Origin of the sequence: Tardiphaga sp. 862_B3_N4_1 (assembly GCF_051811085.1) — a bacterium.
Classification (GTDB): domain Bacteria; phylum Pseudomonadota; class Alphaproteobacteria; order Rhizobiales; family Xanthobacteraceae; genus Tardiphaga; species Tardiphaga robiniae.
Genome location: NZ_JBPWQB010000001.1, coordinates 432,766 through 458,113, shown reverse-complemented (window position 1 = coordinate 458,113; position 25,348 = coordinate 432,766). Strand labels below are relative to the sequence as shown.

Below are 25,348 nucleotides of genomic sequence, written 5' to 3'. Positions count from 1 at the left end.
GTTAAACATCGGATGATTGCATTCATTCCAAAAACGTGAGATAGGCCACTGAGCAAACAAGCGGGGAAAGAACACTCGTGGCACGAAGTCCTACGAAATCGCTGGAGCGGGGAAGCAAGCCAGGCCGCATCAATTCGGTCTTGACCACGCTCGGCTGCGAAATCGCGCAGGATATTATCCCTATTGGCGCAACCCTCCCCCCGGAGCCGGAACTGGAGGCGCGCTTCGGTGTCGGACGCGGCGTCATCCGGGAAGCGATCAAAACCCTTGCTGCGAAAGGAATGGTCAGCGTCCGTCCGCGTTACGGTACGCACGTTTTGCCGCGCCGCGACTGGAGCCTGCTCGATCGCGATGTGCTGGGATGGCTGGTCGGCGGCGGCGAACCGGACCGCGATCTTCTGATGGCGATTCAGGAAGTCCGACTGATCATCGAGCCGGCAGCAGCCGCGCTCGCGGCAACGCGGAGCACCAAGCAGGACAGGTTGCGCATCGAGGCCGCACTCGTCGGCATGGAAACCTCGCACGATCAGGAAAGCGCCATCAAGGCGGACAAGGCATTCCACCTCGCCATTCTCGATGCGACACATAACCCCGTGTTGCAGGGTTTTCGCGGCGCCATCGATACCATTCTGAGCGCGGTGTTTCTTGTCGCGGTCGGCAGCCCCGGCTGGTTCGAAGACAATCTGCCAAACCACGCGGCCGCCGCGCGCGCGATCGCCGCGGGCGATGCAAAGAAGGCCAAGACCGCCATGGAACAGGTGCTCGGCTACACGCAATTCAAGCTCTCGAAGCGTCGCGCGACTGCGACGCCTGAAGGCATAACGCGGGTCTCAACCGCGGCGACGAAAAAAAGAAAGAGGAAGCCCCATGTATCGTGACATGATTGGATCGACGCACGTTCTTGCATCGCCGGAAATCGCCGTCGTCGCCATTCCCGAGGACGAACGGGTCTGGGTGCCGCAGGCGCCGGATGTCTGGTTTCGTCCGCTGATGCTGAACACACGACAAGGGCAGTGGTGCAATCTGCTGCGCGTGCGACGCGCCGGCGTGCTGTCGCGGCATCTGCATCCCAATCCGGTGCATGGCTTCGTGTTGCGCGGCAAATGGTTCTACCGCGAACACCAGTGGGTGGCGACGGAGGGCTCCTATGTGTTCGAGCCTCCGGGCGAGATCCACACGCTGATCGTTCCAGAAGACGTTCCGGAGATGATCACCTTCTTCAACATCCAAGGCTCGATGCTGTATCTCGACGAGAACAACAAGCACGTCGGTTATGAGGACGTCTTCACCAAGATCGATATGTGCCGCGCCCACTACGAGTCCGTCGGCCTTGGCCGTGACTACGTCGACCAGTTCGTGCGCTAATGACAGACGGTGCCAACATGATCGAGGAGACGCCGTCAGCCGAATGGGCGTCGATCTGGTACGCGGGAAAACGCGTGCTGGTGACGGGCGGGACGTCAGGGATCGGCGCGGGCCTCGCGCGCGGCTTCGTTGAGGCCGGCGCGGAGGTCATCGCGACCGGCGTGAATGCTGCGGAGATCGAGCGGGCACGTTCGGATTCGGTGCTGCGCGAGGCTCAGGCGCATCAGCTCGACGTCCGCGACGACAGCGCGATCAAGTCCCTTGTCGGCTCGCTCGGCGAACTCGATGTGATCGTCAATTGCGCCGGCGTCATTCGTCGCAGCGAAGAACTCGACCCCGCGGTTTTCCAGTCGGTGGTCGATATCAATCTCAACGGCACCATGCGGATGTGCGCCGCCGCGCGGCCACTGCTGGCGCGCTCCAAGGGCGCGATCGTCAATCTGGCATCCATGCTGTCATTCTTCGGTGGCGGTCTCGTTCCCGGTTATGCCGCCAGCAAGGGCGGTATTGCACAACTGACGAAATCGCTGGCGATCGCCTATGCGAATGACGGCATTCGCGTCAACGCGATCGCGCCAGGCTGGATCGCGACGCCGCTGACGACCGATCTGCAGGCCAGCCCGGAACGTAGCCAGGTCATTCTGGGGCGCACGCCCTTGGGCCGTTGGGGCAAACCATCGGACCTCTTGGGTGGCGTGCTCTATCTGTGTTCACCAACGGCATCTTTCGTGACGGGGACGATCCTCGTCATCGACGGCGGATATGCCGTGACGTGACCAGGACGGCGGCGAAGTGCCGCCGTTCGCAGACGAGATTTGAGTACTAAACTGCGTAGCCGAGAGCCTCGCAGATAAAAATAAAACGGCCAGAACGCTGGTCAAAGGGAGGTCGCGTGCTCGTTGCGCCCGGTCAAAAAGTGCGGTCACGCGTCGCCTGGCGCGGCATGAACTCGCTGGTGGGCGCAGCCTTGTTCGTGGCGCCCTTGCTGGTGCTCGTCGCCATCTGGGCGATCGTGGTCCCGCTGTTCAATGTCAATCCGCGGATTTTTCCGTCGGTCGGCTCGGTGGCCGAAGCAGCGGTTGCCGCGATCGGCGATGGCTCACTCATCCGCCATGTCGGCGCGAGCATGCTGCGCGTCGGACTTGGCACGTTCCTCGGCGTGCTCGTCGCCGTCCCGCTTGGCGTCGCCATGGGCGTGAGCCCTGCGGTCTCGGCGTTCCTGACGCCACTATTTCGCTTCTTCTCGGTGCTTGCCGGCATCGCCTGGATACCGATCGCGACATTGTGGTTCGGCTACGGCTTCGGCGCCATCATCTTCGTGATCTTCAACGCCGTCTTCTTTGTGGTCGCCTACAACACGCTGCTCGGTGTCTCCACCATTCCGATGACGATCCGCAATGCGGCCGCCTCGCTCGGTGCCGGACGATGGGCCTTGCTTACCGAAGTGCTGCTGCCGGGTGCGCTCCCCAATATCGTGACAGGCGTGCGCACCGGGCTCGGCTTCGCGTGGCGCGGCCTGATCGCGGCGGAGATGATCGCGACCAATGTCGGACTTGGCTACATGCTGTTCGTCGCCCGTGACTTCTATCGCACCGAAGTGATCGTGCTCGGGATGATCGTCATCGGCGTGTTGTGGCTATTCATCGACCGGTTGCTGCTCGTTCCGCTGGAACGCGCGACGATCGAGCGATGGGGACTGGTGAGGCGCACATGAACATTGCACTGAAATTCTGGAGCGGCTACGTGCGCGCGACGCATCGGTGGCCAATTATCGCGACCATCGTGCCGTTTATTCCCGTGGTGGCGATCTGGAGCATTGTCGCCAATTCAGGCATGTTTCCGCGCGCCTTCTTCCCGGCGCCGGTGGATGTGATACGGTCGTTCATCTCCCTCACCTACAAGGGAATTTTGCCGGACTATCTGCAGGACAGTCTGATCCGGCTGCTGTTCGGCGCAACCATCGGCGTCGCGCTGGGCATTCCGCTCGGCATCCTGATCGGCTCCAGCCGCCTCGCGCATCGCATCTGCTGGCCGGTGCTGCTGTTCTTTCAAGCCATCGGCGATATTGCGTGGCTGCCGATCCTGCTGATCTGGTTCGGCTTCGGCCTCACCACCATGACCTTTGTCATCGTCTACACCGTGCTGTTTCCGATCGTGCTGAGCACCGTGCTCGGCGTGCAGTCGGTACATCGCGATCTGGCCCGTGCGGCGCAGAGCCTCGGCGCGTCACCGATGCGGGTGTTGTGGGAAGTGACGCTGCCCGGCGCCTTGCCGAACATCATTACCGGCCTGCGCAACGGCCTCGGCTATGGCTGGCGCGCGCTGATCGCGGTGGAGATCATCGTCGGCACCAGCGGCATCGGATTCATGATGTTCGATGCACGCCGCGCCGGCTCAACGGTCGAGATTCTGCTCGGCATGATCGTTCTCGGCACTCTTTGGTACATCGTCGATGCCTGGATCCTTGCGCCGATCGAGCGCGCAACGGGCCAGCGGTGGGGATTGGTTACGTCATGAAAACACTGTCGCTCAAAAATCTTCGCAAGACCTATTTCGATCCCTATGCGGGATCGCAGGTCACCGCCGTCCAGGACGTCTCGCTCGACGTCGAGCAGGGCGAATTCGTCTCCGTCGTCGGTCCCTCCGGCTGCGGCAAAACGACGATCCTGAACATGATCGCGGGCTTCATCCCCTATACGGGCGGTGAAATCCTGATTGACGGTAATCTCGTCAAGGGACCGGGTCCGGATCGCGGCGTTGTTTTCCAGTCGTTCGCCCTCTTCCCGTGGAAGACGGTGCTGGAGAATGTCGGCTTCGGCCCGAAGATGCGGGGCGTACCAAAGGACGAGCGCGACCGCACTGCTCGGGAATATCTCGCGCTCGCCGGTCTCTTGCATGCCGCGGATCGCTACCCGAACGAATTGTCCGGCGGCATGCAGCAGCGCGTCGGCGTCGTCCGCGCGCTGGCCAACAATCCGGCCGTGCTGCTAATGGACGAGCCGTTCGCCAGCGTCGATGCGCAGACCCGCATGACACTGCAGGAGGAGCTGACGCGGATCTGGCAGGAGCGCAAGCCGACCGTCATTTTCATCACACACGATGTGGCCGAGGCCGTGTTTCTTGCGAACCGCGTTGTCGTGCTGTCCAAGGGCCGTGTGCTCGATCAGATCAAGGTCGATCTTCCGCGTCCGCGCGTCTGGGATCAACTGATCGAAGATGAAACGTTCAAGCGTCTATCGGCGCAGGTGCTGCAAATGGTGCGGGCCGCATGAGTATTGCGCGAGATGTCATTCGTTCGACCCGCGGGCGTGTGGTGCTCGCTGTCATCGCCGTGTGGGCCGCGTTTCAGGGCTGGCTAAGCATCGAGGCGCCGGGCAAGATTTCCAAGGAGCTCGCCGGCGCGTCCGACAAGGTCAATATCCAGATCGATATGCCGTTTACGCCGGAGCGTTTTCACGTTCTGGCGTTTCAGAAGTATGGGCGGATCGCCGGAGCCGACGATCATTCCATCGGACTAAGGGGTGTGAAACGAACGGACCTCAACGCGGTTGCCCGGCCTTACTGGGTCACGAGCGTGGGGCCAATCAAGGAGGAGGACTGATTTTGAAACGCATATTATGGGCTTTAACTGCGGTGATGCTGGCTTGCGTGCCGGCACAATCGCAGACATTGACGAAACTGAATGTCGGTATGGTCAGCGCCATCGACATGCTGGCGATCCCGGTGGCACTGGAGCGCGGTTACTTCGAGAAGCAGGGTCTCGATGTCACCATTGCGCGCCCCTACGCGACCGGCGTTGATGCGCTGAATGCGCTGCAGGCTGGCGAGACCGAGATTCTGCAGGTCGGCGTTCCGATGATCGGCGCCGTGCTGCGCGGCATGGATCTCGTGGCGCTCGGCAATTACAGCGGCAGCGCCACCAAGTCCGGTTCGGATGCGACCATGGCGATCATTGCCCGTGAGGGATCGGGCATCGTCAAGGGTGACCTCAAGAGCCTCAAGGGCAAGAAGATCGCGACCTCCTTCGGCACGATCAACCATCTCTATATCCTGGCACTGCTGGAAAAGGCCGGGCTCAAGCCCGACGACGTCCAGCTGGTCAACACGCCGCCGCCGGATATGACGGTCGCGCTGCTCGCCAAGGGCATCGATGCGTTTTCCGGCTGGGATCCGTGGCCGATCATCGCGCAGAAGGACGTCCCCGGTGCCTTCGAAGTAATCCGCGGCGGTGATGTCATCGCCTATCTCGGCTATGTCGTCTCGCTTCGGTCCTGGGTCGAGAAAAATCCGGAATCGACGGAGAAATTCCTGGCCGCGACCTCACAGGCCGACCAGTGGATGCGCAAAAATCCCAAGGCCGCCGCGCAGATCGGCACCCGCTGGATTCCCGGCCTGAAGCCGGAGATCGCCGAAGCCGCCATGGAATTCAATGTCCAGCAGCTTGATCGACGTCTTTCGGCAAATAGCTACAAGGCACTCTGGAGCGCGCAGGACCGGCTTCAGCGGTTGGGCGTGCTGAAGGCGACATTCGACGTCAACAAGAACATCGACGCCAAGCCGATGCTGAACGTCATGAAAAAGCATCCCGAACTATTCGCCGATCTGCCACCCATTCCGGCTGACGTCGCGCTCGGACCGGACTTCACGTTCAAGCCCTGAATATAGGAGGCGGTCTGCCCAATTGCGGACCGCCTTTTTTGATCGATGTATCAGTCGAAAACACTAGCTAGCAGCGACGTGCTTTGCGACTGGCTCACGTTTACCCGCAACGCTAACTGCAACTAAGCCAGTCCCAGACCGCCATCAACAGCAACAACCTGGCCCGTCATCCATTCCGAAGCGGGACTCGAAAGCCTCACGATCCATTCCGCCAGATCGTCAGGAACGCCGCGCCGCCCGAGCGGTATGCGCGCACGCTCCTGTTCCTTGATTGCCGCAGCCTGTTCCAGGGAGAGCCCCATCATGCCAGTCAACGCGCCTGATTCCGTGGGCCCTGCCGCCACGGCGTTCACGCGTATGCCGAGTGGTGCAAGCTCCAGCGCCCAGCAGCGGGTCAAATGCTCCAAGGCCGCCTTGCTGGCGGCGTAATGAGACAGTCCAGCCACCGGCTTGTGACCGAAAGTGCTCGAGACATTAACGATCGTCCCCCGTGTTGCCCTTAGGTGAGGAAGAGCAGCAGAGGCGAGGAGACTTGGGCCGAGCACATTGACGGAAAAAATGTCCATGATCCGATCGGCTGTCGCGTCTGCCAGCGGAAGGATGGCACCTGCGCCCGCGTTGTTGACCAAGGCATCAACCCTGCCCCAAAGATCGACCGTCTTGGCGATTGTGCGCTTGGCATCTTCGGCGGAGGCTGCATCCGCCACCATGCCGGCTATGTTCGCATGCTCAGCAATCGTTTCTTCAATTGGGCCTAGGCGACGACCCGTTACGAACACCTTGTTGCCTTCCCTTGCGAAGCGCAGCGCCGCCGCCCTCCCTATGCCGGAGCTGCCGCCCGTCACAATCACGACCTTTTCACTCTGCATTTTCAATCTCCTTCTTGCCAAGATGACGCGGCTTGGCCCCACAACTCTGCAGTCCTTCTGAATCGGCGCTGCTAAAACCAGGGCGCGCACTCATTAGCGAAGAGAACGCGCCCCGGTCCTAACCCGGCAAACGATCAGTAGTCCCAGGAGATCGGAACCCAGCGAAACGCGTCGCCATCGATCGCCACGTGGCCGGCGGACGGGAATGGCAGATGGGTCGCGACCAACAATTCGCCTGTTGCCGCCAGCTCCCGCAACAGACGGGTCCGCACGCGCGCTGCCTCCTCGGGGTCGTGCTCGAAGCCGTTGTGCCAATCGGGTTGGTCAAACCCGACTGTGAACACGGCGTCGCCGGCGAAGGTCAGCGCGTCACCGCCGGATGCCAGGCGGACGACACTGTGTCCGGGCGTGTGGCCGCCGGTCCGACGCACGACGACTCCCGGCGCCAGTTCGTGCTCGTCCGTGAATGTCCGAAAATGCTTTCCATATTCGGCCATGAACCGCTTGGCGGTCGCCCGCAGCGCGTCCGGGAATCCGGGCGGCATTTGGGTGTGAGAGAAATCGGGCGCTTTCCAGAATTCGACCTCGGCGGCAGCCACGTGGATTCGCAGATCCGAACGCAACTGATCCTTCACCCCTTCGACGAGCAGTCCGCCGATATGGTCCATATGCAAGTGCGTCAGCACGATATCGGTGACGCATGCAAGATCGATCTCGGCAGCGGCCAATCGCTGGATCAGTTGTCCGGCCCGCGGCAAATGCAGGTCCGGGTCCAATCCCAGCCCGGCGTCGACAAGAATGGTCTGCTCGCCGCTCTGCACGACGACCACGTTTAGTGGCCAGTCGAAAGCGTCCGGCGGCAGGAACATGTCGCGCATCCAGGCGGCCCGGACGGCGGGGTCTGCGTTATGTCCCAACATGGAGGTTGGGAGTGGCAGCACGCCATCGCTAACCACCAGCACGTCGATGTCGCCGATCTTCACTGCATAGCGCGAGGGGACCAGTTCGTTACGCCCCGACTTGACGGGGGCTGATGTCGTATCAAGGTTCATGTGTTTCTCCTTCTGAGTATTTTGCTGGGTATTTTGCTGAGTGTCTTTCCGAGTGGCTTGAATCGTCTGTGTCATCTGTGGGTCCTCCTGGTTGATCGGTTGCGAGAGCTGGCCGCGCTCCTGCATGGAGCACGGTCCTTTCTTGTGTGAGGGGCTAGACTTCGGTCACATGCTCCGGATCGGCCGAGGCGAGAGCGGCGGCACGCTCGGGCTTCGGCGGATAAATCCAGACGGTGTTGATTTCCTTCTTGGTTTTCTTGGCGACGTCGCCAACCATCTCGACCTTGCGGTCCCAGCCGCGCGTGAACAGTGCGCCGGCTTCGCCGAGGTCGAGACAGGTGACGTAGGCCTTCTGGTGATATGGCCTGGTCGCCATGCGCAATAATTCGGCGGCGGCATTGTTGCCGGCAAAGGCGCCCATCCGTGTCGCATGCTGGCACGACATCAGCGCGTAGTTACCGACATCGTCGCTGGCCGCTCTGGCGGCGTCACCGGTGGCAAAGACGCCAGGTACCGAGGGTACGCGCAAATCGCGGTCGACCAGCAGCCGGCCGAAATTGTCGCGCTCGGCGGGGATCTGCGTGGTCAGCGGCGCAGCGCGAATGCCTGCCGCCCAGATCACGGTCTCGGTTTCGATACGTTCGCCGTCGGACAGTGTGATCCCGGAGTTATCCAGCGAGGCAACCCCGGCACCGAGCCGGGTCTCCACACCGAGCTTGCGCAGCGCCTCCTCGATGATGGGACGCGGACTCTCGCCCATGTCGGGAGCGATCGCACTGTTTCGTTCGACAATGATGACGCGCGGCCGGGCGTCCTTGCCGAGGATCGCGCGAAGCCGCGTCGGGATTTCGGTCGCTGCTTCGATTCCCGTGAAGCCGCCGCCAGCTACGACGATGGTGTCGCGTCCGTTCGATGCCGGCCGATCGGCTAGGCCATGCAGATGCTTGTCGAGCGCGATCGCATCGTCGAGATTGTCGACGCTGAAACCATGCTCCGCGAGGCCGGGAATATTCGGACGAAACAACCGGCTTCCGGTCGCCACGACCAACCGATCGTAGGAGAGCGACTGTCGCTTATTGTTGGCGGTCGCGACCTGCACCGTGCGGGATGCGGTGTCGATTGTCTCGGCGCTGCCTTTGATATAGACGACGTCGACGGCCTTGAGGACATCCAGCAAAGGCGCCGTCAAGGTTTCGGGCTTCGGCTCATAGAGCCGCGGGCGAATGACCAGTGTCGGCTCGGGTGCGACCAGCGCAATCTCGAGCTCTTCGGGCGAAACGCCCTTGATGTCGCGCAGGCGGGCTGCGGACAATGCGGCGTACATGCCGGCGAAGCCGGCGCCTATGATGACTATTCGCATGTGATGTTCTCCTTGGGTTTAAGTTGCTCGGCAGTACGCGCGTCACCGCCGCCGCTTCTCACCTGCGGCAAATTTGTTGCGATCAACGATGACGCGAAGACGGGAAACGACGAGGTGGGCCCCTATGGAGGGGTACAGTCCAGCATCGACGCCAGTTGCATGGGACGTTCACATTCGGCGCGGCAGATTCGCGGAACCAGCGGCCGGTCACGATGAAAGATGATCGGCTGTGCGAACGTCAGCGGCCGGTCGTTCAAAGCCTGGATGTCGTCGCTCACGATAATGGACAACGAAGGGGTGCTGTCTTGCGCGGTCTGCGCTGGCTTCTCGGCTTCTTCGCCCGTCGATGTCGTCAGTCGAATGGTCAATGAAAGTCCATATATCAGAGAGCTCGTGACGACTCTCCGTCGCGGTATCATTGCAAGTGGGTCGACGAAGGTCTTCCAGGCCATTGTCTGTCTCCGTCCGTTATTGGCGTGGGCACGGTGATGATCTAGCTGATCGGATCTGCAACTGCCCCAGAGCGATTGACGTACCTGTCGAGAGATTGCGGCTAACGCGTCCGTCGGCGCCAATCGCTTGGACTTTCGCCGGTCAGCTTCCTGAACGCCGCTGCGAAGGCTGTCTGCGAGGCATAGCCAAGCGCCGCTGCCACCGACACGACCGATGCGTCGGTGTCGCGCAGCATGTTCATGGCCTGCTCGAGCCGGTGTTGGCGCAACCAGGCGTGTGGTGAAAGCCCGGTGCTTTCCTTGAAAGCGCGGCAGAAGTGAAAGCGCGACAGGCCGGCATCCGAGGCCAGGGCGGAAAGAGAGACGTCCGTATCGCTGTCCGAGCGCAAACGTTCGATGGCACGTAGCAGCGTCTTCGGCGCCAGCCCGCCCATGGTCTGCTGGAACGTGGTTGGCGCGCCGGTGTGCGCAGCCAGCAGGCGCGTGGCCAGAAGATCCGTCACTTGCTGCCTGAACAGGGCATCCAGGGCCGCATTGCCCTCCAGGACGTCCGCCGCACTTATGAGCAACCGCGATGTGATGGGATCGGGATGCGCCGTTCGCTCCAAAAGGTCGCCAGGAGCGGCGATGTCGGCTTCGTGGGCAACGCGCTCGAGTATTTTGTGCGGAAGATAGAGCTGAACGACATCAACAGGCTTTGGAATATCCCATCGGGAGCTTGATCCTTCTGGAATGATGATCACAACACCGGGACGAAACGTTCCGATCGCAACCGATCTTCCTGACCGCCGCTCCATGCGCTGCATCGAACCGTTGTAAGCCATGATGACGTGATGGGTCATCGGCTCGACGACGTCGTGCAATGGCTCGTGTTTCCAGTGGGTGATTCCGGCACCGGAGGAATCCAAAGCCATATGAAATGGTGTGGTCCCGAGCACGCGGGACATCTCCGCACCGGCAGAAGGCCGCTCGGCATGGGACGGAGTTTCCTGGGGCGCCTCTGATGCGGCTGCCGGATCGTTCAAACGATCGTGAGGTTTGGTCATGGACGTGCACCCGCATCAGGCATTCGTGTGCGTCCGATGAGACCTGTTCTGCCCATGACGATAATCCTCATGACTTTTCTCCGATCGTTCGGGCCATCTGTGGCCTTGCTCCTGAAAGCACTGCCAGAATGCGCGCGGACGGGCCGGAAAGCCTTGTAGGCACCTTGAATTGCCGTTGAGTTTTCCTTGGCTTCTTGTGCAATCGACGCGCGGACGTGCAGTTTTCATTCAAAAATGATTGCCTGGACGCCGATCAGCGCGAGCTCAAGCGAGGCGCCCGAACTCGTCGCTGCTGGACCGAAGCCGTTCGATCTGCTGCTCTTTCCGGTCCCGAACAATGATCCGAAGCGGAAACCGGGGATCCAATGATCGCCGATGAACTATTTGATCTGCGACCCCGACCAAGGGACAAATGAGCGTCCGGGGAATGGCGGTCGGGTATCCCGGCTGCTCCGGACAACGTGCGGAGACCACATGCGATGCAGATGCGCTTCTCAACATACCGGTTGTTCGCATGCATGGGCGTGGTGCTTCTCGCCGGGTTGCCGGGAGTGGCCGCCGCAGACGAGTCGGATTCCTGCATAAAGCTGTCGGATGACCTCGCGGTCGCGGGGTGCACGCGCACCATCGACTCGCACCAATACACGGGTCGAGGCCTCGCGCGGGTCTATGCGCGTCGCGGTGGGGCGTACCGGGCACAGGGCGACCTCACCCACGCCATGGCGGATTACAACGAGTCGATGCGGATCGATCCGACCTATCCGTCTGCCTACAACAATCGCGGCAACGCTTGGTACCACAGCGGAAAATTCGATCGGGCCATCGCGGACTATAACCAAGCGATCCAGCTCGATCCGAAATCAGGGCTCGCCTACGCCAACCGTGGCAGCGCCTGGGGCGCCAAGGGCGACTTCAACCGGGCCATCGAGGACTTCGACCGGGCGATCCAGCTCGATCCGAAAGATACTGACGCCTACTACAACCGCGGCAGCGCCTGGAGCGGCAGGGGTGACCTCGATCGGGCCATCGCGGACTACGATCAGGCGATCCAGCTCGATTCGAAACATGGGGCTGCCTACGTCAACCGCGGCAACGCCTGGGGCACCAAAGGCAATTTCGACCGGGCCATCGCGGACTTCAACCAGGCGATCCGGCTCGATCCGAAAGATACCAAAGCCTATTACAACCGCGGCATGGCGTGGGAGAAGAAACGCAGTCTGAAAGAGGCATTGGCTGACTTCAGGATGCACGCGCGACTGGCTCCGTCCGATCCAGAAGGCCTGAAGGCGTTGAAGCGCGTATCGAAAGAATTGAGCGCAATATGACGGGCCGGCGCTGACATGGCTTGATGTCTGGAAGCGGCACATTCCAAGCGTCATGCCTCCGACGTCTCCCATTCCCGCACCACCGATGTCCCGCGTCTCGCGATGCCTGATCGACATCGGGCGCATGATCGTCGGCCTGATCGTGGCGATTATCATCGCGCCTTTGGCCATGGGAATTCTGCTGCAGCTCAGCCTTCGGCCCACCGGCGGACTCGCCGCGCATCTCGGCGCGGTCGTCACGACGGCTCTGCTGACTCTCGTTTTCGGCGTGGCGGGTTCGTTCAAGGCCACCGTTTTCATCGCCCTGCCCGGAATCCTCTTTGCGCGATGGGCCGGCATCATGTCGCCGGTAATGTGCATGATCGGCGGCGCCATCACCGGCGGCGGCTTCTTCGGCATCAGCGCCTCCGTTGGCTCCTCACTGCCGACCGAATGGGGGCTGATCCGCGCAGCGGCCTGCGGCGGAAGCGTTGCGGCGCTCGCTTACTGGTGGCTCGCGGAGCGTCACATCCGGTGACCTTCGCGGCACCGCCAATGAGAACAATTGGCCTGTTTTGGGATCGCCCGACATAGCGAAGCCTGTCGCGCCGCCCATTGCTCACATCACATCTGCTTCCGAGCGATGCATGCCGATCAACGCCCGTCGACATAAGGATGACGCGAGAGGATATCATCGAGTCTGGCGCGGCAGCGATCCGCCCATGCAGGATCAAGCCGGCCCAACAATGCGAGCTGATGCGCAAAACGCAGGCGCCTGATATCGCCGGCGTTGGAATTGCGGTGCATGAGTTCATAGGTTCCGGCCATCGCCGAGGTGATGGTCTCGAAAGTCCAGTACATCAGCTCATCTAGATCGTCGGTGGTCCGCATGTCGTATCGCTCGCCGCGTTCGACGAACATGTAGTGGAAGTGCCCGTCATGCTCGATCAGCGCACGGCCGGAATCGACATGCCGATACCCCGGCAGCAGCTCCTCGGGCGCATGGATCCGTGCGGCAAGCACGCGCATGCGGTGATCGACTTGCTCAAGGGGTGTCAAGGCAGCGGCCTCGTGATTGGCCAATGCGGCCGTGGGACGGTGGCGATAAGTCGGGATAACTGCGCACCAGGTTCACGCAACAAGGCGCAAAGCAGCCGCAATACGGCTGAACCCGATCGTCGCGCTCGCCGACTGATCGAAAGGAGTTAGTCGATGTCCGAGCCAAGCCCCCCTCTGGAATTCATCATGCAGGCGTTGGCGTCAAAGCCGGAAGAGCGCGGCTGTCTATTCTACTCCGTGCTGACATTCGCCATCGGCCTCTGCGTTGCCGAGTTGTGGCCATTTGGCGGCACGCCGGCCGACGTCCTGACCGGCTACGGGATCGTGGTTGTGGCGATCGGCAGCGGCGTGTTGCTGGTGAAGTGGTTCTTTCACAGCATCAATTAAGTAGTACCGGCACAGCTGCCCTCTCGCACATTCGCAAGCCGTTGCACCAAGGCCTCTACGAGCGCCTTCAGCTCGCCCAGCGCGACGTCGGGAGGCGCCACGTCGATGTCATGCACGTGCCAATAGGTCACGCGATCTTCCCAGCCCGGAAAGCGCGTCACCAGCAAGGTGCGGTGCTCGGCCTCCTTCACGGCCACGATCATATCGGACGCTGCAAGCGCATCATGCGTACAGACCGCCGGCATCCGCGACGCGCCAAGGGGCGCAATGCCATCGATGGTCAGAGCGTCGATGGTCTGCCGCGCCATCGGGCCGACATTGTCCTTGCCCCGCTCGATGGCCAGGGCGTGCGACGTCGCCTCCCAGTCCAGACCGGCACGGCGCGCCAGGTGATTGAAGAGTTCTTCCGCATAGCGGCTGCGATAGTAGTTGCCGGTGCAGAGGAAGAGGACGGTCCTGGCCATGGCCGAGTGTGTTTGGTGGGGCCTGCATTTGTCAATTGCAGCGCCCTCGCCGCCCGCGCAGCGCCGAAGGCCCATGGACCCCGCGGCCATTTTGCTGAATTGTGCCGGCCTCGCCTTGCGCCAACGAATCATTCCTCGGAGGACACCCCCATGTCGCGCTCGCTTTTCCGCACCACCCTCGTCGCCGCCCTCGCCTTGATCGGCGCAAGCCTGTCCTCCGCGGCTTTCGCCGATAGCGGCACGATCCGCATCAATGTGCTGAAGGGCGGCTGGTTTATCGGCGCGTCGGGCGGTTCGGGCACGCTGACCTTTCGCGGGCGGACCTATCCGCTGTCGATCGGCGGCTTGAGCGCGGGCCTCGTCTTCGGCGCGTCGCAGACCTATCTGTCCGGCCGCGTCAGCCGCATCAACAGCCCGGGCGATGTGGCCGGAGTTTATGGCGCAGGCGGCGCGGGTGCTGCCGTCGGCCGCGGCGTCAGCGCCATCGTGCTCACCAACGAAAAGGGCGCGCTGCTGGAATTGAGCGGCCGCCAGACCGGATTGATGGTCAATGCCGATCTCTCGGGCCTCGCCATCTCGCTGAGGTAAGCGGCGCGCCCATAAGCGGAGCACGGACGCCTTGCTGCAAGGCGCCCGTGCAAACATCCGCGAACCGACGCCTCGACGCGCGATAGGCCGCATTCGGGATGGCGCTTGATCAAGCCCCATTCAACAAAATGGCAGGGGTCATCAATCGCGCGAATGTGCACGCGACGTCATCGTGGCTTCACACTTGCTAAAGATTTTATCGATCCCTTTTTGCGCTCTGGTGTGCAGCGCAATGCGCGCGACGCGATGTCGCGCAACACCGCGTGAAGGTTCACGCCCACACTTCAAAACAATGTCACCAGCCGTCATCGACGTTTCATCGCACGGGCCAAGATACGCCCCAATGCGCCAGCATGGTCCGCGCAGCTCGAGACGACGGAGTGTATCATGACAACCGACCCGACACCGAAGTTCGACGCAAACTATGTGGCCACGCTGCGCCAGGTGCTGGATATCGCTGTGCAGCAGATCGCCGTGCAGCATCGTACACCGGCGACGAAGGCGATGATGGCGGAGACCATCGTGCGCCATGCGGCCGGCGGCATCACCGATGCCCATGCGCTCGTGTCGCATGCCGTGACCGCAGGCGCCAACGGCGCGCCGTAACATTGCTGCGCAATCTTTCGCAACCCGAAAAGCGGGAACTGCCATGTATTTGATGGCATGCCGCCACGTCTTCGCCAAACCGGACGGCGAAGTTCCATCGAAGCCGATGGAAAACGATACCGATGATTATGTCAGAAAATTATTTCAGAGACCGCGCGGACGATTGCAACCGCCTCGCCCGCGAGGAGAGCGATCTGGAAATGCGCGGCATGCTCTGCGATCTCGAACTGGATTATCGCGCCAAGGCGCTCCATGCTGCAGCCCATGGCTGGCGCGACGCGCCGCGGTATTTCGAATTGGCTGAGGTGTAGGCCCGTCGCGCGACAGCAGACCGGCCGAATCTTTCTCAACCTTACGCTTTCACGAGCCGCACCTGGGTGCCCCAGGGATCGGCGATCGCAATGCCATCTGCGATCGACTCGCCTGACAGGCCCGCCGCCGCAAGACGGCGCTTGCGGTCAGTTATGACAGCATCATCGGCAATACGGAGCGAAAACCAGGCCAGCCCGGTCTCCTGCGCATTGCGCGGACCGCTGCCGGCGCTCTGCCATGTGTTGATGCCGATGTGATGGTGATAGCGACCTGACGACAGGAATGCGACACCCGGCCGCCCGAGCCGCGTCGGCTCCATCCCGATCAGCCCCTCGTAAAAATTGCGCCCGCGCGCGACATCGCCGACGCGTAGATGCATGTGGCCGATACGCAGCGCCTTCGGCGCGGTGTGATACTGATCGCGAGTCGTGTCCGTCTGCGCCACGATATTGTCGATGTCGAGCTGGTCGGTCCCCATGGTGACGGTGTCGCCGGTCCATTTCCACGCCGACGGCGGCCGGTCCGAATAGACCTCGATGCCGTTGCCCTCGGGATCGGTGAGATAGGAGGCTTCGCTGACGTGATGATCGGCAAAGCCATCGAACGGTGTGCGCGCCAGCGCGGCATGGACCAGCCAGCGCGCGAAATCGGCGCGGCTCGGCATCAGGAACGCGGTGTGAAACAGCCCGGCGGTGGTCTGCGCTTCCAGCGGTGCATCGGGCCGATGGATCAGATGCAGCAGCGCCACGCCATCGACGCCGAGCACGACCTCGGTCTTGTCCGCGCTGATGGTGTCGAGCTTCAGCAGGTCTGTGTAATAGGTCCGCATCTTGCCGAGGTCGCGGACGCGGAGCGCCGCGGCGCCGATACGCATCGGCGTCTGCTGCGCGAAGGGGAGCCGTGACGACGCGGCCGCGCCGGGATCGACACCGCCCTCAGCACGCACCGCGCCCATCAGCGCGGTCTGGCTGGCAGCAAAGGCGGCGAGCTTCATCACCTGTCGGCGCGTGGTCATGCGGGGGTCCATGGCGGCAGAAGGAGTTCAAGAGCGGATCATTGTGGATAGCAGGCGACCATACGGGGTCAAATCACATCGCTGTAGGCCCAATCCACGGGGCCTTTTTTAACATAATGTTACGTTCCGACATCGTTTTGGTAGTTGATCGCAGAAGCGAAGTGAGGAGAACTCACCCCAACTCAAAAATAAAACAGACGGGAAACGCCATGTCGACAGCCCCCCACATCATCCATGATGACAGCCGCACGCGTGCCATCGTGACGGCGATGGCCTTGTTTGCTGCGCTATGCGGCGGCACCGCGCCCGCTTCCGCACAGCAGCTCGCCTGCGACGACGGTATCAAGACTGCATTTCATCCGGATGAGGCCACCACCGTGGTGGCCGTGCGGGCGATCAAAAAGGGCGAGGACCTGGTCGCACAGGATTCGCCCCGCCCGATCACCATGGCGGCGGACATGTGCCTTGTGAAGCTTCTGGTGGGGCCAGGCTTCACGGCGGAAAAGGACAAGACTGCACGCTCCTGGTCCGAGGGCATCGGCATCGAGGTCTGGCTGCCGACACCGTCGAACTGGAATACGCGCATCCGCAATTACGGCGGCGGCGGCTGGGTCGGCGGTGGCCATCGCACTGCCGACAGGATCGGCAGCAAGGTGCCCGCCCTCGTCAACGCCAATATGGGTTATGCCTCGGGCACCACCGATGCAGGACAACCCTGGTATCAGGACGGCTCCTTCACCTTTCTCTCCGACGGCAAGGTCAATGTCGAGGCGTTCCGCGACTTCTCGGTCCGCGCCATGGTGGAGCAGGCCGTCAAGACCAGAGCGCTCGTCACGCTCTATTACGGCAAGGCGCCGGCTTACGCTTATTACGATGGCCACTCGCAAGGCGGCCGGCAGGGCATGAAGATCGCCCAGGACTATCCCGAGCTCTATGACGGCTACATGATCGCGCAGCCGGCGCTCAACATCCCGCAATTCGGCACGGCCGCGCTGTATCCGCAGATCGTGATGAAGACCGAACTCGGCTTCACCGCGCTCGACAAGCCGAAAGCCACCGCCTTCGCCGCCAAGATCGAGGCAGCGAACAAGCGCGCCCTCGCCTCCTGCGACAAGGCCGGGATCGGTTTCCTGCTCGATCCGTTCGCCTGCGATTACGATCCCGCACGCGATGCCGCGACCCTCTGCAGCGGCGAGGCTGGCCAGGGCGTCACCGGCAGCAATGCCGATGCGGCAACCTGTATGAGCCTCAAGGAAGCGATGGCGCTCGACAGGATCTGGTTCGGCGCAACGCCCGATGGCAGCTATGACGCCGCGCAAAGCTCCGACAGCCGCAGCGGCAAGGTGCTCGGAACGAGGCAGGTGTGGTGGGCCTTCACCAGGACCACGGCGATCGGCAGCCAGATCACCGGTACAGCCGCCGGCAGCGTGGCTTTGGCCCTGCAGGACGTCCGCTACGCCGCCGATGCCAGCGCCACCAACCCGTCGGACATTCCGTTCAACAACGGCTCGACCACTGAACGCAACAAGTGGCAGGAGCTCAGCTATGCCGACCTGGCCGATACAGTGAACAAGAACCTTGCCCTGCAGCCCACCCGGTTCAGCAATCTCGGCACCGACAAAGCGGATCTCGGCAAGTTGCGCGATCTCGGTCGCAAGATCATCGTCTATAGCGGCCTCGTCGATGACGCGATCCCACCGGCCGGCAATGTCAACTATCACGAGCGCGTCGCCGCGCAGATGGGCGGCCACGCGGAGGTGCAGAAGTTCATGCGGATGTATCTGCTGCCCGGCTCGGCCCACAGCTCGCAGGGCCGCGCCTATACGGTCAGCGGCCAGAACGACTCCGTGCCGCTGCCGAAACTGCCGGGGAATGCCAACCAGACGCCGACGCGCGAGCAGGATCAGTTCTTCACCGCGCTGACGGACTGGGTCGAGAAAGGTGTGGCTCCCGACGAGATCGCACTGACGTCGCGCGACAGCAAGTTAAGCTATCCGGCTTGCGTCTATCCGTTGCGGACAGTGTGGAATGGTGGAGCAGTGACGCAGGCGGGGAGCTTCGGCTGCAAGTAGCTGTCATTCCGGCGGCGCGAGAGCGAAAGCTCTCGCCTCTCGTTCGTCATGGCCGGACTTGATCCGGCCATCCGCAAATTGCCGCTCGGCACACTCCTGCGATTTTAACGGTTCTAGTGTGTAGAGGTTCTAACTTGGCAGGTAATGCCATGCGCGATTTGATGTCCTAGAGACCACGCAGGAATCGGGCTCGGTCAGTCCGAACGACATGCGGGGCGTTATCGGTGGGGATCGTCGAAAGAAAAGTCACCAAGGCAATGTGTCTTGGTGCAGCGAGTTCTATTGTCTTGTTGATGGGCCTGTCAGCGCAGGCAAGCGCACAAATGCTGGCGCAAGCCACCGGCACGGAGACGCCTTCAGCGCGGGCCACGCAGCTGGATCCCGTCATCGTTCAAGGCAGCGCAGACCGGCGTGCCAAACCCAAGAACACTGCGCGCAGCAGCGCGTCGCGCACCGCCGCGCGGGCGGCGCGCACAGCCACGCGTCAGGGAACAGTCACTCCGAGCAATGTGCCGGGCGCCCGCGCAACGGAATCCGCATGGGGTCCCGTTCAAGGCTATGTGGCCACGCGAAGCGCCACGGGCACCAAAACAGATACGCCTCTGATCGAGACGCCGCAGTCGATTTCGGTGGTGACGCCGGAGCAGATGCGCGACCAGGGCGCGCGAACCGTCGGTGAGGCGCTGGCCTATACGGCGGGCGTGCAAACCCAGCCCTATGGCTACGATGCCCGCTACGACCAGTTCCTGATCCGCGGATTTGCAGCTAACCAATACGGCAACTACCGCGACGGCCTGCGGCAGGGTAACGGCTCCTTCGCCTATTTCCGCAACGAACCCTACGGTGCCGAGCGTCTCGAAGTGATGCGCGGTCCGTCCTCGGTGCTGTACGGCGCCAACGAAGCCGGCGGCATGGTGAACTATGTCAGCAAGATGCCGCTTGAGAAGCGGCTCAACGAAGCCGGGCTCGATATCGGCAATTTCAATCGCTATCAGGGCCGTTTCGATTTCAGCGGGCCAACGCTCGACAACGACAAGCTGCTCTATCGCTTCACCGGCCTCGTGCGTGACAGCGGCACGCAGATTCCCGGCACCTGGGACGATCGCGTGTTTCTGGCGCCGAGCTTCACCGCGAAGCTGGGCGAAGACACGACGCTCACGGTGCTGGCCGAATACGAGCGCAGCAAGACGTCGATGTGGCCTTATTATCTGCGCAACCCGGCGACGGGCGTGGTCACCAATATTCGTCTCGGCGATCCCTCATTCGATGCGCTCACGCAGTCGCAGGCCTCGGTCGGTTACAGGCTCGAACATCGCTTCAATGAGGCCGTGACGTTCCGGCAGAACGTCCGGCTCGGGCACGTGTCGTTCGAAGGCAACATGGTCGATGCGCTCAGTCTCGCGCCCGACGGCCGCACGTTGAACCGCTACGCGGCAACCTTCAAGGAAAGCCTGAACACCTTCAATATCGACAATCAGGTCCAAGCCAGGTTGGCGACCGGCCCGATCAAGCATACGGTCCTGGCCGGAGTCGATTACTTCCGGCAGGGAACGACTTTTGGCTCCTATGCGGGCGTCGGTCCGTCGCTCGACCTGACAAATCCTGTTTATAGCACTTCGGCGCCGACATTGCCCTTGTCGCTTCTGGGCGCCAACAGCCAGACTCTCGGTCAGCTCGGACTTTACGCGCAGGACCAGATGGCACTGGGCGGCTGGCGGCTGACCATCGGCGGCCGGCAGGACTTTGCCGAGCTCTCGGACCATAACGACCTGTCAGGCGTGACCACCACGAGCGACCCAAGCAAGTTCACAGGCCGCGCAGGATTGCTGTATCTGTTCGACAACGGGCTCGCGCCTTACGTCAACTACGCGACATCGTTCCTGCCGCAGACCGGCACGACGCGCGGCGGCACGCCGTTTGCGCCGACCACAGGCGAATCCTTTGAGGCCGGCATCAAGTATCAGCCGCTTGGCTGGAACAGCTACTTCACGGCGACCTGGTTCAACCTGACCAAGGACAACGTCCTGACAACCGATCCGGTCTTCGGTTCGCCGTACTCGGTGCAGACCGGCCAGATCCGCTCACGCGGAACCGAACTGGAGGCGGTGCTGTCTCTGGCAGAGGGACTCAAGGGTGTCGCGTCCTATAGCTATACTGACGCCACAGTGACTCGCAGCAACGGGGCCGATCTCGGCAAGGTGCCGATCGGCGTGCCCACCCAGCAGGCGGCGATTTTCCTCGACTACACCTGGCAGACCGGTCCGATCGCGGGCTTCGGTGTCGGCGCCGGCGCACGCTGGATCGGCCAGACCTGGGCTGACGACATCAATACGATCAGAAATCCTGCGATCACAGCGTTCGATGCGGGTGTGCATTACGATTATCGCGGCATGCGACTAGCCGTGAATGCGCGCAATCTGTCGGACGAGCGTGTTCCGATCTGCAACGGTGGGACCTGCACCTTTACACAGGGGCGCACCGTTCTCGGCAGCGTGACAGCGCGATGGTGAGCGCGCGGCTGGAATGGCGGAGCTGCGACGCAGGCGGCGAGTTTCGGCTGCAAGTAACCGTAAGCCTCAGCATCGGTTTGTTCGTCTAGGCAATACACTATCATTCGTCATGGCCGGGTTTGTCCCGGCCATCCACGCCTTCCTCTTTGCACGGCTCAAGACGTAGATGCCCGGGACAAGCCCGGGCATGACGTGGAGAGGTCAGTGTGAGGCCATGAGCGCTTAGGACGTATCGCCGCAAGCGTGAGCTTTACTCGCCCCAGGCCGCGAAGGCGTCGTTGAAGGCACGCTCGCCGGGCGAGCCCTTCTCGATGGCGATGATGGCGCGGCGCTGATTGGCATAGACCAGCGGGATATCGAACCATGACCGCTCCTTCAGGAGCTGCAGGTTGCGCGCGCGATCGCTTTCGACATTGCTGAGACCGACCAGGAAGAAGCCGTCGGTGACCTTGACCGCGAGGCCGGCCAGCGGCGTGCCCCGTGCCTGCTCGTTCGACTTCATCAGCACGCCCGGAACATTGGCGATGCCGCCGCCGGCGAAATCGGGCGGCAGCACGAAAGTGAGTTCGGCCGTGTGGCTGGCAGGCAGCGACGTGTCGGTGTTGCGGCGGAACGACATGGTCATCTTGAACTTGCGTTCCGGAATCTCGATGTCCGCGCGCACGGCGATGTCACCAGGCTTGCCGCCGGTGCCCTTGATCTGCTCGGTGCGCCAGACCACTGTGCCGACATATTGCCGGCCCTTCGGCTCAGCCGGATCCTCGTCATACAGAACGACGCGCTGCGCGACCGGCGCGATCTGATCCGACGACGACGGCTGACCAACGCGATCGGCGATTTTCGGCCGCGGCGCCAGCGGCGCATCCTTGTTGTCGGTGACGACGGGCGCCGAACCGCCGGCGAAACCGCGCACCATCTTGTTGATCGTCGGCCAGCCCAGAATCACGGCGCCGATCAGAATCATCACGATGCCGATGAGAAGCGCGGTCTTGAACGGGAAACCGCCGCTGACGCGCTTCGGCTTCGGAGGCTTGGGCGGCTTCGCCTTCTTGCCCTTGGAATCCTTGATGCGCGATGGCGGCACCTGCGACTCGTCGCCGTCCTGGTCGTCGTAAGCCGTTTCGTCGTAGCCGAAAGCTTCGCTCCGCGCTTCCATGCTGGGTTCGAGACGATCAAATTCCGGCGTCGGAGACGGCACGTTGGCGTAAGTCTTGCGCGCCGCGCGGTTGGCCTGGGCGGCAGCGCGACCGAGATCGTCGACATCGGCGGTGACATCGCGGAAACCGCGCATCGCGGCATCGCCCTGGTCGCCGCGATCGTTACGGGCCGGCGGGGGTGCCGCCGGATTGTTTTCGAAGCGGCGCGGCGTGCCTGATCGTTCGCGGGTTGGCGGACCGTTCGGATCCTGCGCGCCGGCATTGGGCGACTGCTGCTTCGGAATCGGCGGCGGATCGACGCGCAAGGTGCGCGGCGGGCGCGGCTCTTCCGGCCCGCGGGGAGACGCCGGCGTCGGCGTAATCGGCTGGCGGCCGCGCGGCGACGGCTCGGCCGGCGTGGCACCGGCACGCGGCCCGGCATTGCGGAAAGCATCGCCGGCGCGCGGCTTGCCGTCGCCCGTCGTTCCAGCGCCGGCCGGACGCGAAGCGTCGCGAGCGCGCTGAGCCGCTTCGGATTCGACCTTGCGAACGGCCTCTTCGAGCGACAGCCGCTCCCTAGTGATCTCTGACTCGCTGAGCGGCGGCTCGACACTGCGCAACTGGGCAATCAGAGCCGTGCGGGCGCGCTCATAGAGCGCGCGCCGCTGCTCACCGGGAGCACTGGGGTCCAGTCCGGCGATGGCACGGGCGATCAACGGGTAGTAATCAGCCATCTCGACTCAATGTTGCGGGTGCATCAATTTGGAGGCTATCCGGTAACAGTCCGTTAAGCCTCGAACGGGTTTTGCACCAGAATAGTATCTTCGCGTTCCGGGCTCGTGGAAAGCAAAGCAATCGGACAGCCCACCAGTTCCTCGATCCGGCGCACGTATTTGATCGCCTGCGCCGGCAGATCGGCCCAGGAGCGCGCATTCGCGGTCGGCTCTTTCCAACCCTCGATGGTCTCGTAGATCGGCTCGATCCGGGCCTGGGCGCCTTCGCCGGCCGGCAGATAGTCGATCTCCTTGCCGTCGAGCTTATAACCGACGCAGACCTCGATGGTGTCGAAGCCGTCGAGGATGTCGAGCTTGGTCAGCGCCAGGCCATTGATGCCGCAGGTGCGGACAGTCTGTCGCACCAGCACCGCATCGAACCAGCCACAGCGACGCTTGCGCCCGGTATTGACGCCGAATTCCTTGCCGCGACGGCCGATCTCTTCGCCGATCTCGTTGAGCAGTTCGGTCGGGAACGGACCCTGGCCGACGCGCGTGGTGTAGGCCTTGCAGATGCCGAGCACATAGCCGACCGCGCCCGGGCCCATGCCGGTGCCCGTCGCCGCCTGCGCAGCAACCGTGTTGGACGAGGTGACATAGGGATAGGTGCCGTGATCGACATCGAGCAACGCGCCCTGCGCGCCCTCGAACAGGATGCGCTTGCCTTCGCGGCGCTTGCTGTCGAGCAGCCGCCAGACCGCCTCGGCGTAAGGCAGCAGCACCGGCGCGAATGCGGAGAGCTCCTTCACGATGTCAGCCGTGTTGAATTCTGCGAGGCCGAGACCGCGGCGCAGCGCATTGTGATGCGTCAGCAGGCGATCGACCTTGTGCGGCAGCGTGGCGAGATCGGCGAGATCCATCAGACGGATCGCACGGCGGCCGACCTTGTCTTCATAGGCCGGGCCGATGCCGCGCTGGGTGGTGCCGATGGCCGTAGCCTTGTTGGCATTCTCGCGCAGTGCATCGAGTTCGCGGTGCAGCGGCAGGATCAGCGTGACGTTTTCGGCAACGCGCAGATTGTGTGGGCCGACATCGACGCCCTGGCCGCGGAGCTTGGCGACTTCATCGACAAAGGCCTGCGGGTCGAACACCACGCCATTGCCGATCACCGAGAGCTTGGACTGGCGCACAACGCCGGACGGCAGCAGCGCCAGCTTGTAGGTCTGGCCATTGATGACCAGCGTATGACCGGCATTGTGGCCGCCCTGATAGCGGGCGACGACATCCGCCTGATCCGACAACCAGTCAACGATCTTGCCCTTACCCTCGTCGCCCCACTGGGCGCCGACGACGACAACATTGGCCATTTGGCGCTAGTCCTCTGAAAATACACGCGTCGAAGCGTGATCAGCGCGGAAAACGGTCTGCCGTTTGCCGGATCACGCCCAGGCATCCGCCTAAACGCGGCCAATGATCTTGGTTACCCAAGTCTTCCAGGACGCTGTCTGCGATGCAAAACGGGAATAAAGGAAGCGCGGGGGGAAAACAAGCACGAACGCCCCGAAAATGGCTTCGTTAGCCTCATGCAAACCTTTGATATCCCCTGAAAATCCGGGGCGATGTGGCGAGATTGCGGCAGCGCTCGCGGTCCGATTACTGAGAATGCCTCTCAATCTCACATGGTCGTGAGATCGGCCGGACCGGTTGGATCTGCCCTCGTTGTGCCGCGGCGTCGCCCTATATGGGTACCTCCGAGCGTTAATCACGCCGCTCGCCCGCTGACGTTGAACGGAATCGCCCGCCGCCCGCCTTACCGATGTGGCGTTCAGGAGTAACCAACATGACCCATTCAATCAGGCTGGCGGCGGCCATCGTCGCTGCGGCGTGCCTGTATGGCAGTGCTGCATCGGCGCAGCAGACCGGCCCCGGCTGCACATCGAGCCAACCGGTCGGCGGCCCGCAAACCCTGCACTGCGGCGGCGTGACGATCATTGCTGAAAACGGCGCGCGTTTCACGCTGCTCGACCGCGACCGCAACGGCCGTGTCGACGGCATCGACCTGCAAAGCAAGGCCATTTTCATCGAGGCCCCCAAACAGAAGGCCGGCAAAACCTTCGAGGTGATGACACCGCAAGCAATCGCCGCCGTGCGTGGCACCAAATGGGCGATGGACGCCGAGGGCAGCAAGACCTCCGTTTTCGTCGAGACCGGTCGCGTCGGCGTCAGGCGCGTGACCGGCCCCGGCAGCGTGAGCCTCGGCCCCGGTGAAGGCGTCGATGTCGATACCTCGGCGACGCCACTCGACATCAAGCGTTGGCCCGCGCCGCGCGTCACCGCGCTGATGGCAAGGCTTGGACGTTAGCGACCCGGATACAAACG

General features: G+C 62.6%; 27 protein-coding genes. 17 read left to right on the top strand and 10 right to left on the bottom strand.

Features of this window, described 5'->3' with window-relative positions:
- The first annotated feature begins 77 nt into the window (after positions 1-77).
- The 8 genes from AB8B02_RS02225 to AB8B02_RS02190 all read left to right on the top strand — a co-directional run bounded on the left by AB8B02_RS02225 (position 78) and on the right by AB8B02_RS02190 (position 6,024).
- Positions 78-878, top strand: a complete 801-nt coding sequence (locus AB8B02_RS02225) for a FadR/GntR family transcriptional regulator (protein WP_309947353.1) — start codon at positions 78-80, stop codon at positions 876-878.
- Complete coding sequence (locus tag AB8B02_RS02220) at positions 868-1,365, top strand: 2,4'-dihydroxyacetophenone dioxygenase family protein (RefSeq protein WP_244628405.1); 498 nt, start codon at positions 868-870, stop codon at positions 1,363-1,365. The genes AB8B02_RS02225 and AB8B02_RS02220 overlap by 11 nt, the downstream gene beginning before the upstream one ends.
- Entirely contained in the window at positions 1,365-2,141 is a 777-nt protein-coding gene (locus AB8B02_RS02215; protein ID WP_439062998.1) for an SDR family NAD(P)-dependent oxidoreductase, read from the top strand. The genes AB8B02_RS02220 and AB8B02_RS02215 overlap by 1 nt, the downstream gene beginning before the upstream one ends.
- Positions 2,142-2,257: 116 nt before the next feature.
- Entirely contained in the window at positions 2,258-3,079 is an 822-nt protein-coding gene (locus tag AB8B02_RS02210) for an ABC transporter permease (RefSeq protein WP_439062997.1), read from the top strand.
- Complete coding sequence (locus AB8B02_RS02205; protein ID WP_439062996.1) at positions 3,076-3,882, top strand: ABC transporter permease; 807 nt, start codon at positions 3,076-3,078, stop codon at positions 3,880-3,882. The genes AB8B02_RS02210 and AB8B02_RS02205 overlap by 4 nt, the downstream gene beginning before the upstream one ends.
- The gene (locus AB8B02_RS02200) at positions 3,879-4,637 is read left to right on the top strand and encodes an ABC transporter ATP-binding protein (protein WP_120288668.1); all 759 of its coding nucleotides are present in this window, start codon (positions 3,879-3,881) and stop codon (positions 4,635-4,637) included. The genes AB8B02_RS02205 and AB8B02_RS02200 overlap by 4 nt, the downstream gene beginning before the upstream one ends.
- Positions 4,634-4,966 (top strand): hypothetical protein, encoded by a 333-nt coding sequence (locus tag AB8B02_RS02195; protein WP_092138836.1) that lies wholly within the window; start codon positions 4,634-4,636, stop codon positions 4,964-4,966. The genes AB8B02_RS02200 and AB8B02_RS02195 overlap by 4 nt, the downstream gene beginning before the upstream one ends.
- Positions 4,967-4,968: 2 nt before the next feature.
- Positions 4,969-6,024, top strand: coding sequence for an ABC transporter substrate-binding protein (locus AB8B02_RS02190; protein ID WP_093759258.1), 1,056 nt, complete (start codon positions 4,969-4,971; stop codon positions 6,022-6,024).
- A gap of 122 nt (positions 6,025-6,146) precedes the next feature.
- On the opposite strand, the gene AB8B02_RS02185 is transcribed toward AB8B02_RS02190, so the two are convergent.
- The 5 genes from AB8B02_RS02185 to AB8B02_RS02165 all read right to left on the bottom strand — a co-directional run bounded on the left by AB8B02_RS02185 (position 6,147) and on the right by AB8B02_RS02165 (position 10,803).
- Positions 6,147-6,893, bottom strand: coding sequence for an SDR family NAD(P)-dependent oxidoreductase (locus tag AB8B02_RS02185; protein WP_439062995.1), 747 nt, complete (start codon positions 6,891-6,893; stop codon positions 6,147-6,149).
- Positions 6,894-7,027: 134 nt separating this feature from the next.
- On the bottom strand, positions 7,028-7,945 hold the full coding sequence (locus tag AB8B02_RS02180; RefSeq protein WP_309947997.1) for an MBL fold metallo-hydrolase: 918 nt from the start codon (positions 7,943-7,945) through the stop codon (positions 7,028-7,030).
- Between the two features lie 154 nt (positions 7,946-8,099).
- Positions 8,100-9,305 carry an NAD(P)/FAD-dependent oxidoreductase gene (locus AB8B02_RS02175; protein ID WP_439062994.1) on the bottom strand — a complete coding sequence of 402 codons (1,206 nt, stop codon included), beginning with the start codon at positions 9,303-9,305 and terminating at the stop codon, positions 8,100-8,102.
- A gap of 122 nt (positions 9,306-9,427) precedes the next feature.
- Positions 9,428-9,673: a hypothetical protein gene (locus AB8B02_RS02170; protein WP_439062993.1), complete on the bottom strand. Its 246-nt coding sequence runs from the start codon at positions 9,671-9,673 to the stop codon at positions 9,428-9,430.
- A gap of 185 nt (positions 9,674-9,858) precedes the next feature.
- Positions 9,859-10,803 (bottom strand): helix-turn-helix transcriptional regulator, encoded by a 945-nt coding sequence (locus tag AB8B02_RS02165; protein ID WP_439062992.1) that lies wholly within the window; start codon positions 10,801-10,803, stop codon positions 9,859-9,861.
- A 479-nt stretch (positions 10,804-11,282) separates the two neighbouring features.
- Here AB8B02_RS02165 and AB8B02_RS02160 point away from each other — a divergent pair, with 479 nt between their 5' ends.
- Together AB8B02_RS02160 and AB8B02_RS02155 are read left to right on the top strand one after the other, a co-directional pair.
- Positions 11,283-12,128 carry a tetratricopeptide repeat protein gene (locus AB8B02_RS02160; protein WP_439062991.1) on the top strand — a complete coding sequence of 282 codons (846 nt, stop codon included), beginning with the start codon at positions 11,283-11,285 and terminating at the stop codon, positions 12,126-12,128.
- A gap of 85 nt (positions 12,129-12,213) precedes the next feature.
- Positions 12,214-12,645 carry a hypothetical protein gene (locus tag AB8B02_RS02155; RefSeq protein WP_439062990.1) on the top strand — a complete coding sequence of 144 codons (432 nt, stop codon included), beginning with the start codon at positions 12,214-12,216 and terminating at the stop codon, positions 12,643-12,645.
- 116 nt (positions 12,646-12,761) lie between these two features.
- Here the strand turns inward: AB8B02_RS02155 and AB8B02_RS02150 are convergent, their stop codons facing one another.
- Positions 12,762-13,136, bottom strand: coding sequence for an Imm63 family immunity protein (locus tag AB8B02_RS02150; protein ID WP_089261637.1), 375 nt, complete (start codon positions 13,134-13,136; stop codon positions 12,762-12,764).
- 183 nt (positions 13,137-13,319) lie between these two features.
- Between AB8B02_RS02150 and AB8B02_RS02145 the strand changes: the two genes are divergently transcribed.
- On the top strand, positions 13,320-13,553 hold the full coding sequence (locus AB8B02_RS02145) for a hypothetical protein (RefSeq protein ID WP_439062989.1): 234 nt from the start codon (positions 13,320-13,322) through the stop codon (positions 13,551-13,553).
- Here AB8B02_RS02145 and AB8B02_RS02140 read toward each other — a convergent pair.
- Positions 13,550-14,017, bottom strand: coding sequence for a low molecular weight phosphatase family protein (locus AB8B02_RS02140; protein ID WP_439062988.1), 468 nt, complete (start codon positions 14,015-14,017; stop codon positions 13,550-13,552). The two genes, AB8B02_RS02145 and AB8B02_RS02140, sit on opposite strands and share 4 nt — an antisense overlap.
- A 150-nt stretch (positions 14,018-14,167) precedes the next feature.
- Here AB8B02_RS02140 and AB8B02_RS02135 point away from each other — a divergent pair, with 150 nt between their 5' ends.
- The 3 genes from AB8B02_RS02135 (at position 14,168) to AB8B02_RS02125 (ending at position 15,522) form a co-directional block, all read left to right on the top strand.
- Positions 14,168-14,605, top strand: a complete 438-nt coding sequence (locus AB8B02_RS02135) for a hypothetical protein (protein ID WP_068731288.1) — start codon at positions 14,168-14,170, stop codon at positions 14,603-14,605.
- A 387-nt stretch (positions 14,606-14,992) separates the two neighbouring features.
- The gene (locus AB8B02_RS02130) at positions 14,993-15,211 is read left to right on the top strand and encodes a hypothetical protein (RefSeq protein ID WP_068731389.1); all 219 of its coding nucleotides are present in this window, start codon (positions 14,993-14,995) and stop codon (positions 15,209-15,211) included.
- A gap of 122 nt (positions 15,212-15,333) precedes the next feature.
- Positions 15,334-15,522: a hypothetical protein gene (locus AB8B02_RS02125; protein ID WP_439057409.1), complete on the top strand. Its 189-nt coding sequence runs from the start codon at positions 15,334-15,336 to the stop codon at positions 15,520-15,522.
- A gap of 41 nt (positions 15,523-15,563) precedes the next feature.
- On the opposite strand, the gene AB8B02_RS02120 is transcribed toward AB8B02_RS02125, so the two are convergent.
- Positions 15,564-16,538, bottom strand: coding sequence for a VOC family protein (locus AB8B02_RS02120; RefSeq protein WP_439062987.1), 975 nt, complete (start codon positions 16,536-16,538; stop codon positions 15,564-15,566).
- 209 nt (positions 16,539-16,747) lie between these two features.
- Between AB8B02_RS02120 and AB8B02_RS02115 the strand changes: the two genes are divergently transcribed.
- Both AB8B02_RS02115 and AB8B02_RS02110 read left to right on the top strand, forming a co-directional pair.
- Positions 16,748-18,610, top strand: a complete 1,863-nt coding sequence (locus tag AB8B02_RS02115) for a tannase/feruloyl esterase family alpha/beta hydrolase (RefSeq protein ID WP_439062986.1) — start codon at positions 16,748-16,750, stop codon at positions 18,608-18,610.
- A gap of 323 nt (positions 18,611-18,933) precedes the next feature.
- On the top strand, positions 18,934-21,120 hold the full coding sequence (locus AB8B02_RS02110; RefSeq protein ID WP_439062985.1) for a TonB-dependent siderophore receptor: 2,187 nt from the start codon (positions 18,934-18,936) through the stop codon (positions 21,118-21,120).
- Positions 21,121-21,370: 250 nt separating this feature from the next.
- On the opposite strand, the gene AB8B02_RS02105 is transcribed toward AB8B02_RS02110, so the two are convergent.
- Positions 21,371-22,990: a hypothetical protein gene (locus AB8B02_RS02105; protein WP_439062984.1), complete on the bottom strand. Its 1,620-nt coding sequence runs from the start codon at positions 22,988-22,990 to the stop codon at positions 21,371-21,373.
- Positions 22,991-23,043: 53 nt separating this feature from the next.
- Positions 23,044-24,336, bottom strand: coding sequence for an adenylosuccinate synthase (locus AB8B02_RS02100; protein WP_089261652.1), 1,293 nt, complete (start codon positions 24,334-24,336; stop codon positions 23,044-23,046).
- A gap of 473 nt (positions 24,337-24,809) precedes the next feature.
- Here AB8B02_RS02100 and AB8B02_RS02095 point away from each other — a divergent pair, with 473 nt between their 5' ends.
- Entirely contained in the window at positions 24,810-25,331 is a 522-nt protein-coding gene (locus AB8B02_RS02095; RefSeq protein ID WP_309947329.1) for a FecR domain-containing protein, read from the top strand.
- Positions 25,332-25,348 lie beyond the last annotated feature (17 nt).

Bases quoted from the DNA above. Each gene is read 5' to 3' on its own strand.
- AB8B02_RS02220 (WP_244628405.1), top strand. From the start codon at position 868: ATGTATCGTGACATGATTGGATCGACGCACGTTCTTGCATCGCCGGAA.
- AB8B02_RS02215 (WP_439062998.1), top strand. From the start codon at position 1,365: ATGACAGACGGTGCCAACATGATCGAGGAGACGCCGTCAGCCGAATGG.
- AB8B02_RS02205 (WP_439062996.1), top strand. From the start codon at position 3,076: ATGAACATTGCACTGAAATTCTGGAGCGGCTACGTGCGCGCGACGCAT.
- AB8B02_RS02200 (WP_120288668.1), top strand. From the start codon at position 3,879: ATGAAAACACTGTCGCTCAAAAATCTTCGCAAGACCTATTTCGATCCC.
- AB8B02_RS02195 (WP_092138836.1), top strand. From the start codon at position 4,634: ATGAGTATTGCGCGAGATGTCATTCGTTCGACCCGCGGGCGTGTGGTG.
- AB8B02_RS02185 (WP_439062995.1), bottom strand. From the start codon at position 6,893: ATGCAGAGTGAAAAGGTCGTGATTGTGACGGGCGGCAGCTCCGGCATA.
- AB8B02_RS02180 (WP_309947997.1), bottom strand. From the start codon at position 7,945: ATGAACCTTGATACGACATCAGCCCCCGTCAAGTCGGGGCGTAACGAA.
- AB8B02_RS02175 (WP_439062994.1), bottom strand. From the start codon at position 9,305: ATGCGAATAGTCATCATAGGCGCCGGCTTCGCCGGCATGTACGCCGCA.
- AB8B02_RS02165 (WP_439062992.1), bottom strand. From the start codon at position 10,803: ATGACCAAACCTCACGATCGTTTGAACGATCCGGCAGCCGCATCAGAG.
- AB8B02_RS02160 (WP_439062991.1), top strand. From the start codon at position 11,283: ATGCAGATGCGCTTCTCAACATACCGGTTGTTCGCATGCATGGGCGTG.
- AB8B02_RS02155 (WP_439062990.1), top strand. From the start codon at position 12,214: ATGTCCCGCGTCTCGCGATGCCTGATCGACATCGGGCGCATGATCGTC.
- AB8B02_RS02150 (WP_089261637.1), bottom strand. From the start codon at position 13,136: ATGCGCGTGCTTGCCGCACGGATCCATGCGCCCGAGGAGCTGCTGCCG.
- AB8B02_RS02145 (WP_439062989.1), top strand. From the start codon at position 13,320: ATGTCCGAGCCAAGCCCCCCTCTGGAATTCATCATGCAGGCGTTGGCG.
- AB8B02_RS02140 (WP_439062988.1), bottom strand. From the start codon at position 14,017: ATGGCCAGGACCGTCCTCTTCCTCTGCACCGGCAACTACTATCGCAGC.
- AB8B02_RS02135 (WP_068731288.1), top strand. From the start codon at position 14,168: ATGTCGCGCTCGCTTTTCCGCACCACCCTCGTCGCCGCCCTCGCCTTG.
- AB8B02_RS02130 (WP_068731389.1), top strand. From the start codon at position 14,993: ATGACAACCGACCCGACACCGAAGTTCGACGCAAACTATGTGGCCACG.
- AB8B02_RS02125 (WP_439057409.1), top strand. From the start codon at position 15,334: ATGATTATGTCAGAAAATTATTTCAGAGACCGCGCGGACGATTGCAAC.
- AB8B02_RS02120 (WP_439062987.1), bottom strand. From the start codon at position 16,538: ATGACCACGCGCCGACAGGTGATGAAGCTCGCCGCCTTTGCTGCCAGC.
- AB8B02_RS02115 (WP_439062986.1), top strand. From the start codon at position 16,748: ATGTCGACAGCCCCCCACATCATCCATGATGACAGCCGCACGCGTGCC.
- AB8B02_RS02110 (WP_439062985.1), top strand. From the start codon at position 18,934: ATGCTGGCGCAAGCCACCGGCACGGAGACGCCTTCAGCGCGGGCCACG.
- AB8B02_RS02105 (WP_439062984.1), bottom strand. From the start codon at position 22,990: ATGGCTGATTACTACCCGTTGATCGCCCGTGCCATCGCCGGACTGGAC.
- AB8B02_RS02100 (WP_089261652.1), bottom strand. From the start codon at position 24,336: ATGGCCAATGTTGTCGTCGTCGGCGCCCAGTGGGGCGACGAGGGTAAG.
- AB8B02_RS02095 (WP_309947329.1), top strand. From the start codon at position 24,810: ATGACCCATTCAATCAGGCTGGCGGCGGCCATCGTCGCTGCGGCGTGC.